General features: G+C 63.4%; 14 protein-coding genes. 8 read left to right on the forward strand and 6 right to left on the reverse strand.

Features of this window, described 5'->3' with window-relative positions; genetic code table 11:
• Positions 1 to 43 precede the first annotated feature (43 nt).
• From AC1D0A_RS11900 to AC1D0A_RS11935, 8 genes are all read left to right on the forward strand, one after another.
• On the forward strand, positions 44 to 886 hold the full coding sequence (locus AC1D0A_RS11900) for a fumarylacetoacetate hydrolase family protein (RefSeq protein ID WP_476945894.1): 843 nt from the start codon (positions 44 to 46) through the stop codon (positions 884 to 886).
• A gap of 20 nt (positions 887 to 906) precedes the next feature.
• A complete protein-coding gene (locus AC1D0A_RS11905) occupies positions 907 to 2,502 on the forward strand; it encodes an FAD-dependent monooxygenase (protein WP_476945908.1) in 1,596 nt (531 codons plus the stop codon).
• Between the two features lie 20 nt (positions 2,503 to 2,522).
• Positions 2,523 to 4,505 (forward strand): flavin-containing monooxygenase, encoded by a 1,983-nt coding sequence (locus AC1D0A_RS11910; RefSeq protein ID WP_476945895.1) that lies wholly within the window; start codon positions 2,523 to 2,525, stop codon positions 4,503 to 4,505.
• Between the two features lie 5 nt (positions 4,506 to 4,510).
• Positions 4,511 to 5,929: a carboxylesterase family protein gene (locus AC1D0A_RS11915; protein WP_476945896.1), complete on the forward strand. Its 1,419-nt coding sequence runs from the start codon at positions 4,511 to 4,513 to the stop codon at positions 5,927 to 5,929.
• 374 nt (positions 5,930 to 6,303) lie between these two features.
• Positions 6,304 to 7,860 carry a Re/Si-specific NAD(P)(+) transhydrogenase subunit alpha gene (locus AC1D0A_RS11920; protein ID WP_476945897.1) on the forward strand — a complete coding sequence of 519 codons (1,557 nt, stop codon included), beginning with the start codon at positions 6,304 to 6,306 and terminating at the stop codon, positions 7,858 to 7,860.
• Positions 7,857 to 9,329: a Re/Si-specific NAD(P)(+) transhydrogenase subunit beta gene (gene pntB / locus AC1D0A_RS11925; protein WP_476945898.1), complete on the forward strand. Its 1,473-nt coding sequence runs from the start codon at positions 7,857 to 7,859 to the stop codon at positions 9,327 to 9,329. The genes AC1D0A_RS11920 and pntB overlap by 4 nt, the downstream gene beginning before the upstream one ends.
• A gap of 556 nt (positions 9,330 to 9,885) precedes the next feature.
• Entirely contained in the window at positions 9,886 to 10,320 is a 435-nt protein-coding gene (locus AC1D0A_RS11930) for a hypothetical protein (protein ID WP_476945899.1), read from the forward strand.
• Positions 10,321 to 11,683: 1,363 nt separating this feature from the next.
• Positions 11,684 to 12,061 carry a hypothetical protein gene (locus AC1D0A_RS11935; protein ID WP_476945900.1) on the forward strand — a complete coding sequence of 126 codons (378 nt, stop codon included), beginning with the start codon at positions 11,684 to 11,686 and terminating at the stop codon, positions 12,059 to 12,061.
• A 253-nt stretch (positions 12,062 to 12,314) separates the two neighbouring features.
• Here AC1D0A_RS11935 and AC1D0A_RS11940 read toward each other — a convergent pair whose 3' ends face one another.
• From AC1D0A_RS11940 to AC1D0A_RS11965, 6 genes are all read right to left on the reverse strand, one after another.
• On the reverse strand, positions 12,315 to 12,725 hold the full coding sequence (locus AC1D0A_RS11940) for an HAAS signaling domain-containing protein (protein WP_476945901.1): 411 nt from the start codon (positions 12,723 to 12,725) through the stop codon (positions 12,315 to 12,317).
• Entirely contained in the window at positions 12,722 to 13,072 is a 351-nt protein-coding gene (locus AC1D0A_RS11945; RefSeq protein WP_476945902.1) for a PadR family transcriptional regulator, read from the reverse strand. The genes AC1D0A_RS11940 and AC1D0A_RS11945 overlap by 4 nt, the downstream gene beginning before the upstream one ends.
• A 200-nt stretch (positions 13,073 to 13,272) precedes the next feature.
• Positions 13,273 to 13,992, reverse strand: a complete 720-nt coding sequence (locus AC1D0A_RS11950; protein ID WP_476945903.1) for an NlpC/P60 family protein — start codon at positions 13,990 to 13,992, stop codon at positions 13,273 to 13,275.
• Between the two features lie 299 nt (positions 13,993 to 14,291).
• Positions 14,292 to 14,498 (reverse strand): hypothetical protein, encoded by a 207-nt coding sequence (locus AC1D0A_RS11955; RefSeq protein ID WP_476945904.1) that lies wholly within the window; start codon positions 14,496 to 14,498, stop codon positions 14,292 to 14,294.
• Between the two features lie 477 nt (positions 14,499 to 14,975).
• Entirely contained in the window at positions 14,976 to 15,242 is a 267-nt protein-coding gene (locus AC1D0A_RS11960; RefSeq protein WP_476945905.1) for a hypothetical protein, read from the reverse strand.
• 8 nt (positions 15,243 to 15,250) lie between these two features.
• The coding region (locus AC1D0A_RS11965; RefSeq protein ID WP_476945906.1) for an ABC transporter permease subunit at positions 15,251 to 15,523 on the reverse strand (273 nt) is incomplete at its 5' end.

Below are 15,523 nucleotides of genomic sequence, written 5' to 3' on the forward strand. Positions count from 1 at the left end.
GATTCCCCGACGGCGAATGCCGTCGGCACCAGAAAGGACTTACATGCGCTACGCCAGTTACCTCACCCCGGCAGGACAGCCCACCTGGGGTCTGGAGATCGACGGCCAGCTGTTCGACCTGGGTCCCAGCGGCGTCAATCTTTCTCCTTCGCTTCAGTCAGCGATTGTGGACGGACTACTGGCCACGACGCCGGAATCCGACGGTGCGCCGGTTCAGGAAGTGGAAGGAACCCAGTTCCTCCCCCTCCTGGCTGCGCCCGGCAAGGTGATCTGCATCGGTGTCAACTACCGCAGCCACCGCGAAGAGACGGGGCGGGCAGACGTTGGAAAGCCGACGGTGTTCGCACGTTTCTCCGACACGCTTGCCGCGCATGGAGCCGACTTGCCGATTCCCAGCGAGAGCGACATGTACGACTACGAGGGCGAGGTCGCCTTGGTCGTGGGAGCTCCCGCGGATCACGTCCGCCCGGAGGATGCATTCAAAGTCGTCGCCGGCTACGCCGCGTTTAACGATTTCAGTGCCCGTGACTGGCAGCGCCACACGGGACAGTGGACCCCCGGGAAGAACTTTCCGCTCAGCGGCGCATTTGGCCCTTACTTCATGACTGCCTCCGAGGTCGGAGACGTGACCGAACTCGTCGTTGAGACGAGGGTCAACGGAGAAGTCAGGCAGCGCGCTGCGGTTGCGGACCTCATCTTCGACATTCCCGCGATCCTCGAGTACGTGACGGCATTCACCCCGCTGTCCCCGGGTGACGTCATTGTGACCGGCACGCCCGGAGGCGTGGGACTGTTCATGGAGCCGCCGACGTTCCTCGCCCCGGGCGACGTCGTTGAGGTTGAGGTCGGCAAGCTGGGTACCCTGCGCAACGTTCTCGTCGCCTAAAGATGCGTGACGTTAATGCCATGGACCACTTCGATGTCGCGGTTGTCGGCGCCGGGCCGGTGGGACTGACTGCGGCGCTGCTGCTCGCCGACGGCGGCGCCCGTGTCGCGCTGCTCGACGCCGCCAGCGCGCCGATGGACCTGCCGCGGGCCATCAGCATCGCCGATGAAACCTTTCGGACCATGGACCGTTTGGGCCTTGCCGATGCGCTGAAAGAGGAGTCGCTGCTGGGCACCGGGAGCCGTTATTTCGGATTGAACGACAGGCCCCTTGCCTCGTCGAAACCGGCTCCTTCCCGCATCGGACACCCGGCCAAGTCACAGTTCGACCAGCCGGTGCTGGAAGACCTCCTCTGGACAAAAGCAAGCAATGACGAGCGCATCTCATTTCTCACAGGTGCCCAAGTCAACGCGATCGCCCAGGACAAAGACGGGGTCACCGTCGGTTTTCACTCCGAAGCCGGCGACGGCACCGTGGCTGCCTCATGGCTGATCGGAGCCGACGGCGGCCGCAGTTTCGTCCGTGAAGCCCTGGGCATTGACCTGGTCGGATCAACCCAGGAGGAACGCTGGGTTGTCATCGACCTGCTCAACGTGCCCGAGGACCGCGAGCCCTACGCCGAGTTCCACGGCAACGGGACGCGTCCCTACGTTCTGGTCCCCGGGATCAAGGGGCGGCTGCGCCTGGAGTTCATGCTTTTCGACCACGAAAACGCGGACGAGATGACGTCTCCTGCACAGATTCTTGAGCTGTCCCGGCCCTTCCATCCGCGGGTCGGACCGGAGGATGTCAGGCGCGCCGTCGTCTATGTCGCCCACCAGCGCATCGCGCGTACCTACCGCTCCGGCCGTTCCTTCCTGATCGGTGACGCCGCGCACCTTATGCCGCCCTTCTCCGGGCAGGGGCTAAACGCCGGGCTGCGCGACGCACTCAATCTCAGCTGGAAGCTGTTGGAAGTGCTGCGCGGCGCTGGCACGGACCGCCTCCTGTCCACCTACGAATCCGAACGCCGCACCCATGCAGCGAAAATGGTGAAGGTGTCGCGCCGGACCGGGGCCGTCGTCATGGCTGTGGGCGCAGTGAAGACCAACGTCCGGGACATCGCCTTCCGCACGGTCAGCCTCATTCCCGCCATTCATCGGTATCTGGGCTCAATGCGTTTCATCTCACCGCCCGATTACCGCAACGGCGTCGCCATCAAGGCGGGACGGGACGTCGATCGCCGGTTGGCGGCATCGGTCGGTTTCGCACTGAGCCAGCCGTCGGTGACCGGCCCGGACGGCGCGACGACGCCGCTCGACGCCCATCTGGGCGACGGCTGGTCCCTGTTGACCCTAGAAGCCGTAAGCCCGTCAGCGCACAGGCCGGATCCGTTCTGGTCCCTGCTCGGCGCCCGCCGGCTTGGACTGGCAGGCACGCAGGTTCCGCCGGCTGGGCAAGACAGTGCTCCGCTGCTGCTCGACGCCAGGCGGGTCCTCGCAGTCCCACACCTCGGGAAACCCCACACACTGGTGGTTCGTCCGGATCGCTACGTCGCAGCAGTGTTCACCGACGACAGCGAACAGTCAGTCATCCAAAGTCTGCGTTCGTACGTCAATCCACTCTCACGTCGATAACAATTTCAAGGAGTCACGAAATGCCCAGCATGCAGGAATCGCGGTCCGAAACCGCCCGGTTCGATGATCTCTATTGGGAACCTCGCGCGGACCCCATCGTCGAGGACGATGGCTTTTTGGCGAGGATCATCGCGCAAGCGGAACTTCCCGTGCTGCTCGTCGCGATCGCGGCGGCGCTCGGCGATACGTCGTCACTGAGCACCGACCTGCAACCTCCGCTGAGCCCGGTGGACACCCAACCCCATCCGCACGGTGGCATGTCGGCCGATCAGCAGGAACGCGCAAGGGCGGTGGCGTTGGCCGGGTTGCGCGAGCTCCGGGACAACGGGATCACGACAGTTGATCTGCTCCCGGATGAGATCATCACAGATCTCCTGAGTTTCCTCACGGCGGGGCGTGAGCATTGGTACGGTTCGCTCAAGCATGAGCTTGACCTCGCCGCGGACAAAGGTGGAGCGCCGCAATGGCATTTCAATGACGTAGCTGATGGTCGCGAGTTCCCCGTGCTCATCGTCGGGGCAGGGATCGCCGGTGTAGCTGCGGCACACAGGTATAAGCAAGCTGGGGTGCCCTTTGTCGTCGTCGAAGACGCCCCAATGCTGGGTGGAACGTGGGCCAAGAACTCCTACCCGGGTGTCCGGCTGGACACCCCGACGTTCGGGTATTCGTACTCGTTCGCTCAGCGGGGCGACTGGCCCCACCAGTTTGCGAAGGGAGGGGACGTCCTCGACTACGTCCGCGACGTCGCCGAGCGCGCGGGAATCGTTGAGGATATCGAGTTCTCCACCCGGCTGAACCGGTTGCGCTGGGACGAACGGGCCCGCAGGTGGGCGGCCACCACCCGGGATGCCGCCGGGAAAGAGCAGACCAGGAGCTTCGCGGCCGTCGTGAGCGCTCTCGGTCAGTTGGACCGCCCTCACATCCCTCACTTCGAGGGCATCGACCAGTACAGCGGTGTGACCATGCACTCACAGGAGTGGTCACACGAGGCGGACTACGCGGGAAAGCGCGTGGCCGTTATTGGCACGGGCGCCAGCGCCTACCAGATTGTGCCGGCACTGGCAGCGGACGTTGAGAAGCTGGTGCTGTTCCAGCGCACCGCACCCTGGATGCTGCCGGCACCGAACTATCACGATCGCGTCACCGACGCTTTCACATGGTTGCGACGCAAGGTGCCGCACTACGCCCAGTGGAACCGGCTGTGGGCGACGGTCCAGGGTATCCCCGGCCGCTCGCACACCGTGACGGCAGAGGAAGGCTGGGCGGGCGCACCCTTGAGCGTCTCCCGCAAGAACCATGAGGTCCGGGAGGTGCTGACCGGGCTGCTCGCAGCGCAATTCGCGGAACGCCCGGACCTGCTCGCTCATGCTGTTCCCAACTACCCCCCGGGCGCAAAGCGGATGCTCCGTGACAACGGGGTGTGGGCCGCCGCCCTCAAATCCCCGCACTCAACGGTTGTGACTGCGGGTATCGAACGGTTCTCCGAGCACGGGATCATCGACAATCTTGGCGTGGAGCATGAGGTCGACATCGTCGTTTTCGCGACCGGATTCAAGCCGTCGGACTACCTCGACGAGGTGGAGGTCATCGGCCGCGACGGTGTGGAGATCCACGACTTCTGGAAGGGCGATGCGCGAGCCTACAACGGCATCACGGTTCCCGGCTTCCCCAACTTCTTCCTCATCTACGGCCCCAACGTCGGAGGTGTCGTCGCCGGGAGCCTGCACTTCATGATTGAACGTGCCGTCGAGTTTTCCCTCAAGTCTGTTTACGAGATCCTGCAAAGGGGTGTCTCCGCCATCGACGTGAGGCCCGCGGCCCTGGACCGCTTCGTGGACTGGATCGACGCCGGCAACCGCCGGATGGCCTGGGGGCAACCCTACGTGCACACGTGGTATCAGAACGCGCACGGCCGTGTTTCGCAAGTCTGGCCCTACACGAACGTGGAGTATTGGCAGATTACGGAGGCGGTCAGCGAGAGCGATCACGAGTTTATTGCGTGAACCCCATGCTCAAGATTCCCACAGCTCAAGGTGCCGTGCGCGCGCATCTCCACGCAGGAGTGATCGATGCGCGGGGAGTGCGCTACGGGTCTCCGGGGACTGATCCCCGGTTCGGTGAGATCGAAGCGATTTCGTCAGGCGAAGTACAGAGTCCGCCGATAGCCTTCCCACAGACGCCAGGTATGCTCGACAACTTGCTTGGGCCAGCCCTCAGCGAGCTTGTGCAGCAGGAAGATGCGTTCACGCTTCGGGTCCAGGCGCCGGCGGGTGCCGACGGACTCCCTGTCGTGTTCTTCATTCCCGGAGGGGGCTTCACGACAGGCTCGGGCGAAAGCCGATGGTACGAGTCGCCAACCTTCGTGCGTGACGCGCGCATCGTCCTCGTCACGGTGAACTACCGGCTCGGCGTGTCGGGGCACTTCGGTCCGCTCGGGGACCCGGCAGAGTCCACCAAGCCGGTACGTGATCTCCAGGCCGCATTGGAGTGGGTGCGAGAGAACATCAGCTCCTTTGGCGGGGATCCCGGGAGAACAACGATCGCGGGAGATTCTGCGGGGGCGTGGTACGCATACGCGCTAAGTACCGACCCCCGCATGCGCGGTTTGGCCGCGCGGACCCTGCTGATCAGCATGCCTCGGTTGGCACCGCTGCCCGTGGACATCTGGCTTCGGCATCGGGCGGCCGTCATCGACGCCGTGGGCTCAGAGACGTCTCTGCTGACCGCGCCGGTCGGGGCGCTACTTGCCGCGCAGGGACGCGCCCGGGCCGGCCTCCAGGCCTTTCCCTACATGCCCGCGGAATCACAGGAGACGCCAAGCGACCTTGCACGTTACGCCTCCTCCGCCCAGAGAATCCATACCGACGCTGTCCTTCTCATCACGACAGCCGAGGAGTCTGCCGGCTTCCTTCGTAACCAGCCGCGCACAGATTATTCGAAGGCAGACGTGGAACGGTTTATCGAACGGACATTCACGGACCCGGCACGCGTGGCGGCCTTTCTACAGGCCGATGACGATCCCGATGCCTACTTATGCATGGTACGTGCCGCGACGTTGGCGCAATTTCGTACTTCCGCACTCGAGATCGCTACGAATGCGCCCGTCTCCGCCCAGGTCGTGCGGCTGGATCATCGGAGCAAGCTCGAGGCAGCCTACGCGCCACACTGCTTCGTTCTGCCGTTCATCTTCGGTGACGTCGCCCAATGGCGCGATTCCCCGATGCTCGACGGCGCTTCGATGTCAGAATCGGCGCGGGTAACCGCCGCCATGCGAAAGCTGGTGACTGATTTCGTTTACAGGGGAGTGACGACGTCCGATCGATTCGACCCTCTTACTCCACAGACACTCAGGCTTGATGCTGACGGTATCCGCCTGGAGCCGGCGCTCGAGGCCGGGCTGGGCGTGCGCGAGACTGACAGTAAATAGGCCACCGGTTGGAGTGCGGTCTTAAAAATCGTTGAGTCTTCCCCGATCAAGGGATGACCGACACGGCAAGGCAGTGAAAGCCGCAACAAGGTAAAGGATTCCTAGCTATGCATGCAGAGACAGAATGTCTCCTCGTTACCATTCACGCTCGAAGAGAATTGGATGCCGCTATGGACCAGGCTGTCGATCTTTTGAAGCCCGTAGCCATCTTCAGACAGGTCGGCATCTCGGTAACGCGCTTGGCCCCTGGCCGCTACGAAGTGTGTCTGAAGGGCGACATCCCACCGGGCACAACGATGGAAAGCTGGGGCACGTTCCGCAGGCGGGCAGGCGGAAGGTCCGGCCATTCACGCTACATCTAAGAGGAGAGCAAAGTGACACGTATAGGAATCGTGGCCGAGCTAGGTCGCGAGACAAGGGTGGCGGCGACGCCAGTCACCGTCAGGCAAATGGTGGAGTTGGGCTACGACGTCGTAGTCGAGAAGGGTGCGGGGGAGGCGGCGTCCTTCCGCAATGACGCGTATGCCGAAGCGGGTGCGCTCATTGTGGGTGCCGATGAGGCGTGGGGCAGCGAGGTGGTGCTCCGGATCAACCCGCCCACCGAAGAAGAGATCGGCCGCCTGGCCGACGGGGCGACGCTGATCGGGTCGCTGAGCCCGGGTCTGCGGCCGGAGCTGGTGGAGGCGTTGGCGGCACGTCCGATCACGGCGCTGGCGCTGGATGCGGTGCCCCGGATTTCGCGGGCACAGTCCATGGACGTGCTCAGTTCCATGGCGAACATCGCCGGGTACCGGGCCGTGATCGAGGCCGCGCATGAGTTCGGGCGGTTCTTCACCGGCCATGTGACCGCGGCGGGCAAGGTCCCGCCGGCGAAGGTCCTGGTCGCCGGCGCCGGCGTCGCGGGACTGGCCGCGATCGGGGCTGCGAGCAGCCTCGGCGCGATCGTCCGCGCGACCGACCCGAGGCCCGAGGTCGCCGACCAGGTCAAATCCATCGGCGGGACCTACCTCAAGGTCGAGGTCGCCGAAGAAATGAAGTCCACCGACGGATACGCCAAGGCCACATCTGAGGCGTATAACGCCCGGGCCGCGGAGATCTACTCGGAACAGGCCCGGGATGTGGACATCATTATCACCACCGCACTGATCCCGGGCCGTCCCGCGCCGAAACTGCTGACAGCCGAGGACGTGGCGGGCATGAAGTCCGGCAGCGTCATCGTGGACATGGCCGCCGGGCAGGGCGGGAATGTCGAAGGCTCCGTGGCCGGGGAACGGGTGGTCACGGACAACGGCGTGGTGATCTTGGGTTACACGGATCTCCCGGCCCGGTTGCCCGCCCAGGCCTCCCAGCTGTACGGGACAAACATGGTGAACCTGCTCAAACTCCTGACCCCGGACAAAGATGGGCAGCTGCGGATCGACTTTGACGATGTGGTGCAGCGCTCCGTGACGGTGGTGCGGGAGGGTGAGAAGACCTGGCCCCCGCCCCCGGTCCAGGTCTCCGCCGTACCCGCGGCCACGGCTCAGGGCCCGGTAGCGGAAAGCACTGCGCCGAAGAAGAAGGCGGGCCTGAGCGCCGCGGGCAAGGCGGGCTTGTTTGCTGCGGGCATTGCTGCGCTGTTCCTGGTGAACGCGGTGGCTCCGGCGCCGTTGCCGCAGCACTTCACGGTGCTGATGCTCTCGGTCGTGGTCGGTTTCTACGTGATCGGGAAGGTCCACCACGCCCTGCATACCCCGCTGATGTCTGTGACGAACGCGATTTCCGGGATCATCGTGGTCGGTGCGCTGCTGCAGGTCACGTCGGACAACATCGTGATGCAGGTCCTGGCCGCTGTCGCGGTGCTGCTGGCCAGCATCAACATTTTCGGCGGGTTCGCTGTGACCCGGCGGATGCTGGCGATGTTCTCCCGTGGTGGGAAGGCCCGTTCATGAGCGCCGTCATTGAAGCAGCAACAACACTTACGAGGAGCCTTACCGTGTCTGACACCGTCTCCGGTCCGTTGACCGCCGACTCCATTGCCGGGGCGGCCTACATCGTCGCGGCCCTGCTGTTCATCCTGAGCCTTGCCGGTTTGAGCAAGCACGAGAAGGCCCGGGCAGGTGTCGTCTACGGCATCACCGGGATGGTCATCGCCCTGGCCGCGACCGTCTGGCTGACCGTCCAGGGCGCCTGGGGGTCAGGTAACGGCCTGACCGGGCTGGTGCTGCTGGTGGCCGCGGTGCTCATCGGCGGGGCCATCGGGCTCTGGCGTGCCCGGGTTGTGGAAATGACCGGGATGCCGGAGCTGATCGCGCTGCTGCACAGCTTCGTGGGCCTCGCCGCGGTGCTGGTGGGCTGGAACGGGCACCTGGACGCCCCGGACCTGTCCCCGGAGCTGATGGCTGTCCACCATGCCGAGGTGTTCATCGGCGTGTTCATCGGCGCGGTGACCTTCACCGGTTCGATCGTGGCGTTCCTGAAACTCTCGGCCCGGATGAAGTCCTCACCCCTGATGCTGCCGGGCAAGAACGCGATCAACCTCGGCGCCCTGGCCGCGTTCATCGCCCTGACCGTCTGGTATGTCAACGATTCCCAGCTGTGGCTGCTCATCGTCGTCACCATCCTCGCCCTCGGGCTGGGCTGGCACCTGGTGGCCTCCATCGGCGGCGGCGACATGCCCGTCGTCGTGTCCATGCTCAACAGCTACTCCGGCTGGGCCGCAGCCGCCGCAGGTTTCCTGCTGAACAACGACCTGCTCATCATCACAGGCGCCCTGGTCGGTTCCTCCGGTGCGTACCTGTCCTACATCATGTGCAAGGCCATGAACCGGTCCTTCATCTCCGTGATCGCCGGCGGCTTCGGCATCGCAGCACCGTCAGCGGCGGACGCGGAATATGGTGAGCACCGTGAAATCACGGCCCAGGCAACCGCCGAGATGCTGACCAACGCCTCGTCCGTGGTCATCACCCCCGGCTACGGCATGGCCGTCGCCCAGGCCCAGTACCCCGTGGCTGAACTCGCGCATCAGCTCCGCGAACGCGGCGTGAACGTCCGGTTCGGCATCCACCCGGTCGCCGGGCGCCTGCCCGGACACATGAACGTACTCCTCGCCGAAGCGAAAGTCCCGTACGACATCGTCCTGGAAATGGACGAGATCAACGAGGACCTCGGCGACACCTCCGTGGTCCTGGTCATCGGCGCCAACGACACAGTCAACCCCTCCGCAGCCGAGGACCCGTCCAGCCCCATTGCCGGCATGCCCGTCCTCCGCGTCTGGGAAGCAGACAACGTTGTGGTCTTCAAACGCTCCATGGCCGCCGGCTACGCCGGAGTCCAGAACCCCCTCTTCTACCGCGACAACTCCCAGATGCTCTTCGGCGACGCCAAACAACGCGTCGAGGACATCCTCCGCGCGTTTTGATGGTGGCCCCATCGCCGGTCCACAACATAACCGGCCCGCAGTGACCAGGGTTCATGTGGCCCGGACCAGAACCTTGAAAGATGAGAGCAGACCATGCCGAGACGTCAAATTCCACCGCCACGCATTCAGCAGGAGGCGGTCAAGCCACCTTTGCCGGAACCGGCAAGGAGAAGTGCGGGGCCAGCGCGGACCAGAGGCATTGAAATTGACGCGTACGATTCATTGCCCTGGATCGGTCTCCACCACAGGCACGAGTTCTTGCTCCACCACAGGCACGAACTGCTGGAGCTCAACGGCGAGGGGCACCCGCATATGGCTAGACATAGTAGTGACGGTGATACCGAATGAGACCGCCTCGAAGAGCCGGGCATCCGACGTCCTCCATCGGCCATTGAGCGAGAAGGCTGCGGCCCGTCCTTCAATTATGCAAGATAACGGCGGTGTTTAAGCGAGACGACCGTCAACCTGATGCCCGAACCATGCCCCACTGCCTGCAATGGGCTGTCACCTTGAGCAAGGAACGAGACGTGGGGAGTGCTAAAACGAGGGGGTCCACGTGAACAATACTCCGGGCGAGAAGGCAGCCCGTCGACCCAAGGGTATCGACGATCCCGAAGGACCGTTCACACACCAGATGCATCCGGCGGTGCCGCCCCGCATGCGTTCGTGGGAGAGCCCCGAAAAGGAGCCCGCGCTCTGGGGCAGATCGACAAGCCGGGCGAGAACTCAGCCACCAGATCTGCGCATTCTCAAGACGATACGAGGCGGTAAGGAGGCAAACGCGTGGGCCGCCGACTACCTACGTCAGGCGATCCGACCCGACTCGGGCGATGGCAATTACACCATGCTATTTCTCTGGATCAAGTTCTGGTCAAATGGAGGCGGTGCCAGTTTGGCGGAACTGAACGCTTTTCTCCAGGGTTTGCAAGAGATATCAGAAGCTGACTCGCTCGTGTTGGGCCTCGTCGTCCACGAACTCCAAAGCCCCTGAGTCCATGGTTGTGCGTCGGACCCAAAGCGTTAGGTCAACTCGCGGGTATAGGACTTCTGAAGCAGGCGCCATGCCGCCGACAATTAATGCCGATAATGGACCTTCCGTCGTTCTGGGGACCCGATGGACTAGGCCGTGCTCCCGCGCAGAGGGGTTCTGGTCATGCGGGGCTCCATTCATTCCGCCATGAGATGTAGGAAGGAGGTGCAACACCATGGCGCTCGTTGATTCCCAGTCTTCTTATAGCCCGGATGTTGGTGCTCGATCGAGGCCGAGCCCCGGCCCCGGCTCGGGCATTTGGGTTAGACAAGGCGGAATGACGGCGCGGATCAGACCGGCTTCTCCATTCGGACAGGGCTGCGGCCGTTTTTCTGGTTGTTGCATGAAAATGGTCAAAGAAGAGGGTGTGCACAATGTGCACACCTTGGGCTTCGGATCGGGTTGTATATCGGCCGGACTGGGCCGGATTGGCGATGTTTGCGGGGAAGCGGCGGAAATTCAAGGGCTGGAACCCGGTTCGAGTCCCACCTCGGGCACGTGTTTTCCCTGTTCAGGGGCTTGTGGGCCGCTGAGTGTGTACAAATCTCCTTTTATGGGCCCCTGCGGGGGCCCATTTTTGTTGATGCCCGTTGCGGTCTGGCGGCTCCTCCTCTTGCCTTGGACAGCGGTGTTGCTGCTAACTCCTTCATGGCCGGGAGCGCTTGGAACTGCATGACCTGCTGCGACTTCGGGATCAAAAACTCTATGGTCATCCCTGTCGGCAGCCAGAACTCCAGGGAAATTTTCGTTGTGTCCTCGGCAATGTTCTCGAGCAGCGGGCAGGAGCCGGGCCAACCTATCGCGTTTGGTGACGACAAGGGGCCTCGCCGGCTCGAACAGCCGCCACGGCTTTCGCTTGGTCCTGGCCGTTTCTTTTTCCTATCGGTCAGCCATTGTCGAAATAGATCGGGCCCCCTGGGGACACCCAGCCAAAAAGCGCATTGCGTGGCGCTGTCAGGTCCTGTTCGTTGGTGGAGATCCGGGCGTAGCCCGATGATCTGCGCGGGCAGGGGTGCAACTGTCGCGATTGTCCAACCTGAGCGGGACAGTTTTGCGGGCGGGGATGCGCGAATCCAAGTTTCCAGTATCTGTATCTGATTTCTCGCAGCGCCAGTGCGGGCGGACGGTGTCGCGGTGGGGGATCGTCTAACGGGCGGTTCGCAAACCTGGAGCCGGCCCACCGATGTCATTTTCCGAAGTCGTCTGCACGGAACGTCACGAGTCCTCTGCACTACAGGAACAGCTCATCTGGGGCGGGGCGGGTCGAGCAAGGATCCAGCGGGCCCGCAGCCAAGTGTTTCGGGTGCATGCCACAATGAGGCCCATGACTCGAATCCTCATGATCGGCATCCACGCGCGAGCCCTCGACTATAGCAAGCTGCCTCTTGGCCTCGACGAGGCCACGATGACCGAACGGATCGAAGCGGGGTTCGGGGCCACTACGGCCGCCGGCTTCGACGCCGTCAACTGCCTGATCGGCACCTCCCCGGACGAGGCCGAAGCAGAGATCCGCTCGGCATTCGGTCGTGATCGTTTCGGCCTCGTGATGATCGGGGGCGGCATCAGGATGATCCCGGAGTACACCGAGCTCTTCGAACGGATCATCAACGTGTGCAATGCGGAATCGCCCGGAATCACCTTCTGCTTCAACACATCGCCCGAGACGACTCTGGACGCGTTGGAGCGTCACGCCCAGCCGTGAACGTCTGCGACGCGATCCGGTGCGTCGACTAGCCTCGGCGTTTCGTGTCGGCATAAGATGCGCCTCTGCTCACGTGCGGCTGCGATGTATTGGGAATAGGTGCTCGCCTTACGGGCACTGTTGCGACACGGAGCGACCAAAAAACGCCGCCACAGAGCGACCAACTCCACACAATAAACCCTGCCGTACATGGGCATCCTGATCTGAGCAAAAATTTGTGCACGGTAAGGACTGGCTTACGGGCGGTACATCGTCACTTCCGCCGGCTGAGATCCTCAGCTATCCGTTCGGGAAGCCGCCGCTGCAGCACATTGCTCCACGCGACCAGGGCGAATGTCAGGAGGGCGGTCGCCCCAAGATAGATCAATGTCCCGGGGAAGCCGAGGGAGATGCCGAGGACCTGTCCTGTGAAGACCTTCGCGCCGATCAGGACCATCAGCACGGCCGCAGCAAGGTAGCCGATCTTGGATCCGCGGGAAACCGTGCTCCCCTTCGGAAACCGCTCTGCGTACTCCTTGGGGCTGCCGAAAGCATCTTCAGGACGCGCACCCGTCTCCTGCAGGTGGCTCTGGAGTTCCCGGAGCAATTCGGCGACCTGGTCCTCGCTGAGCTTGCGCTGGCGGAGTCCCAGCGCAAGGGCTCTAAAGTACTCCAAGGTGGTCATGCCGGGTTCCCTTCCATTGTCAGTATCGCCGCTACCCTTGCCGTGAATTCTTGCCAAGCACCGGAGGTCTCGCTTAGCCAGGTCTCCCCTTCGGGGGTGATGCTGTAAAACTTGCGGCCGGGGCCTCCGTTGCCTTCGCGCCATTCGGAGCGGACGCGTCCATCGGCCTCGAGTCTGTTGAGTACCGGGTAGACGGTGCCGCCGGCGATGCCGGGCAGGCCCCGCGCGCCCAGATCCTGCACAATCTGGTAGCCGTAGGACTCGTTCCGGGTCTGGACCTGCTGCAGGATGCACGGTGCCAGGACAGCCCGGATCCAATCTCTGGGCAACTTTGGATCATCACTCATGACTAGACGGTAACATCGTCTAGTTTGCCTGGCAATCTAGTATGGCGGTCGGGATCGCTCGCCGCGCATACGCGGATTTTCATGATCCGGACCAATGTCGTCCCTCCAGTGCATGCCTTTACCTCCCACGGTGGTAGCCCCGCAGGCGATCGGATGAAATCTCGGCCTTGGTGCCCGATGAACGATCGGCTTGCGGGCACCTATGGGCGCGCAGCGTCGAGTTGCTCAAGTGCCGGATCGAACGCAGACCCGGAGCCGACGTTCACGCTATACAAGACGGTGGTTCCGCCATTCCAGCCGCCGTGGACGGCCATGCCGTTGCCGACATAGACCGCGATGTGGGCCATGCCCAGACCGCCGTTCCGGTAGTAGACGAGGTCCCCCGGACGTGCTTCGGCGGGGCTCACGATGCGGCCGAGGGACAGGTAACCTGCCGGCCAGCCGTGGTAGTGGATACCTGCCGCGGTCAGGGCGTTGGTGGCAAGAGCGGTGCAGTCCTGCGCCACGCCGAGCTGTGCATAAGCCGCGGCGGCGATGGTCGCGCCGGCGCTGCCTCCTGTGCCGGCAGGTGCCAGCGCAGCTGGGCCGCCGCCGACGCCGGCCTGGGTAGCTGCGGCGTCCTGGACCTTCACGACGGGCTTCTCGTAGGAGATCGCGATGGTGGACGCGGCCGAGGTCGTGGCCGGAGCGGCCGACTGGACTTCCAGCGCCGAAGCGGAGGTGGATTCGCGCTGAACGTTGGTCTCAGCAGCGTTGGCTGCGATTCCACTGGTCAGAACCAGACCGGACGCTGCGGCGATGACCGCGGCCTGACGGCCCATGCCGCAGGCGTTGTCGCCGACTGCCTTGGCAATAGCAGCCAGCGAGTTGGTCCAGGTGACCTCGGCGCGGTGCCGGGCAATGGTTGAACGAGTGGTCATTGAGTTCTCTCTCTTTCGTGATCCTTGGATCGCGCGTTTTTGGGCGCGGGCTGAGGACGCTCCGGCATCTTGGGGGCACGCCGGATCGCGCAGAAGTGGGTTACTTAGCGGGGGTTGTACTGCTGGGTTGTTTAGTGAGACCAATCCTTCCGCGCGGATTGAACATCCAGATCACCCCCAGCTCGATTCGATGTCTCGAAACCTCTGCGCCTCGAAACGATAGGGAACGTGAGCGCATGGTTGTCCAGCAGGCAGTCCATAGAGCGGTTAGCAGGAGCAGGGGCTTGGGATGACGAGGGTTAGGCGGCCAGGTCCAGCTCATGTATGAGTCCGAACGGAACGTCGGGTGTGACGGCGACGGTAAAAGTCGAAAAGTCGTGACGTGTGATGAGGATTCCGCATCGCCTATAACTCGCCACGTCGGCAGCAACTTCCACTGCCAGGTCCAATTCGATGTCCCGGTGGCTTACGTCCTCTGCGAAGATGGCGGCAATTACTGAATGCATTCCAATCCTTTCTGTTGGTGATATCTCGCTGTCTCAGTGCATCTACGAGCACTGCCGCAGCGGTGGTAATGGGCCGCATCCCAGATGGGGACGTGACCCTTATTCGTCTTTGCTCCGGGTCTTCCTGGCCTGCGCGACGGCATGGGTCTCATCGTCCGGGGCTTGGTACAGCGGAAGTAGACCGGGACTTCCCATTGAAGGGGTACGGGCAGTGTCCGGCTCCTGCTCCTCGGCGGTGCCAGGGCGGGTGGATCGGCCCCATTGGGGCAGACATCCATGTATGCCTACCCGGAGAGGAGTGAGTGGTTTGGCCCCGCTAAGGCAGGACGCTTGGTTGAGGTTTATTGAAGTGGGAGGATCCGCATCTCGATGAGTGTGGCGGTCCCGCCGAAGAGTTCCGGACAGATGATTGTGGCCGGAACTCTTCGTTGTTCGTGCTGGTCGTGGTTGGAATTGTTCGACAAGCTGCTCAGATTCCTAGTTCTGCCGGGTGGCGGTTCTGGCGGGCAGGCGCCGGCGGAGCCGCACGGTGCCGTAGAGGGCCAGGAGCATGGCGAGCAGGCCCAGGGCCCAGAAGAGGCCCGGCTCGGCGGTCACTTCCATCCAGACGGTGACCACCAGCAGGACGACCGTCCAGAATCCGAGGAAGCCGATGATGATGTCAAAGTCTTCCCCGGAGCGGGCCCGTTTGTGCTCGCTCCGGACGAATCCGTGGTTCTGCTTGCCTTCGGCCGAACCTGTCACTTGACGGCTCACTTAACCGCGCCGGCCGTGAGGCCGGCGACGATCTTACGCTGGAACACCAGCACCAGGATGACCAAGGGAATGGTCACGATGGTTCCCGCAGCCATGATCGCGGTGTACGGGATCTGGTTGGGCTGCGCACCGGCGAAGCTTGCAATGGCCACTGTGACCGGCTGCGTTGCGTCGGACGAGAGCTGGCTGGCGATCAGGAATTCATTCCACGAGGAGATGAAGGCCAGGATGGCGGTCGTGAAGATGGCCGGTGCGGCCAGCGGCATGAT

The sequence above is a fragment of the Arthrobacter sp. P1_D4 genome (assembly GCF_056406115.1).

What these genes read in the sequence shown, in the direction of transcription:
- AC1D0A_RS11900 (WP_476945894.1), top strand. Translation starts at nt 44, where the DNA reads ATGCGCTACGCCAGTTACCTCACCCCGGCAGGACAGCCCACCTGGGGT.
- AC1D0A_RS11905 (WP_476945908.1), top strand. Translation starts at nt 907, where the DNA reads ATGGACCACTTCGATGTCGCGGTTGTCGGCGCCGGGCCGGTGGGACTG.
- AC1D0A_RS11910 (WP_476945895.1), top strand. Translation starts at nt 2,523, where the DNA reads ATGCCCAGCATGCAGGAATCGCGGTCCGAAACCGCCCGGTTCGATGAT.
- AC1D0A_RS11915 (WP_476945896.1), top strand. Translation starts at nt 4,511, where the DNA reads ATGCTCAAGATTCCCACAGCTCAAGGTGCCGTGCGCGCGCATCTCCAC.
- pntB (WP_476945898.1), top strand. Translation starts at nt 7,857, where the DNA reads ATGAGCGCCGTCATTGAAGCAGCAACAACACTTACGAGGAGCCTTACC.
- AC1D0A_RS11935 (WP_476945900.1), top strand. Translation starts at nt 11,684, where the DNA reads ATGACTCGAATCCTCATGATCGGCATCCACGCGCGAGCCCTCGACTAT.
- AC1D0A_RS11940 (WP_476945901.1), bottom strand. Translation starts at nt 12,725, where the DNA reads ATGACCACCTTGGAGTACTTTAGAGCCCTTGCGCTGGGACTCCGCCAG.
- AC1D0A_RS11945 (WP_476945902.1), bottom strand. Translation starts at nt 13,072, where the DNA reads ATGAGTGATGATCCAAAGTTGCCCAGAGATTGGATCCGGGCTGTCCTG.
- AC1D0A_RS11950 (WP_476945903.1), bottom strand. Translation starts at nt 13,992, where the DNA reads ATGACCACTCGTTCAACCATTGCCCGGCACCGCGCCGAGGTCACCTGG.
- AC1D0A_RS11955 (WP_476945904.1), bottom strand. Translation starts at nt 14,498, where the DNA reads ATGCATTCAGTAATTGCCGCCATCTTCGCAGAGGACGTAAGCCACCGG.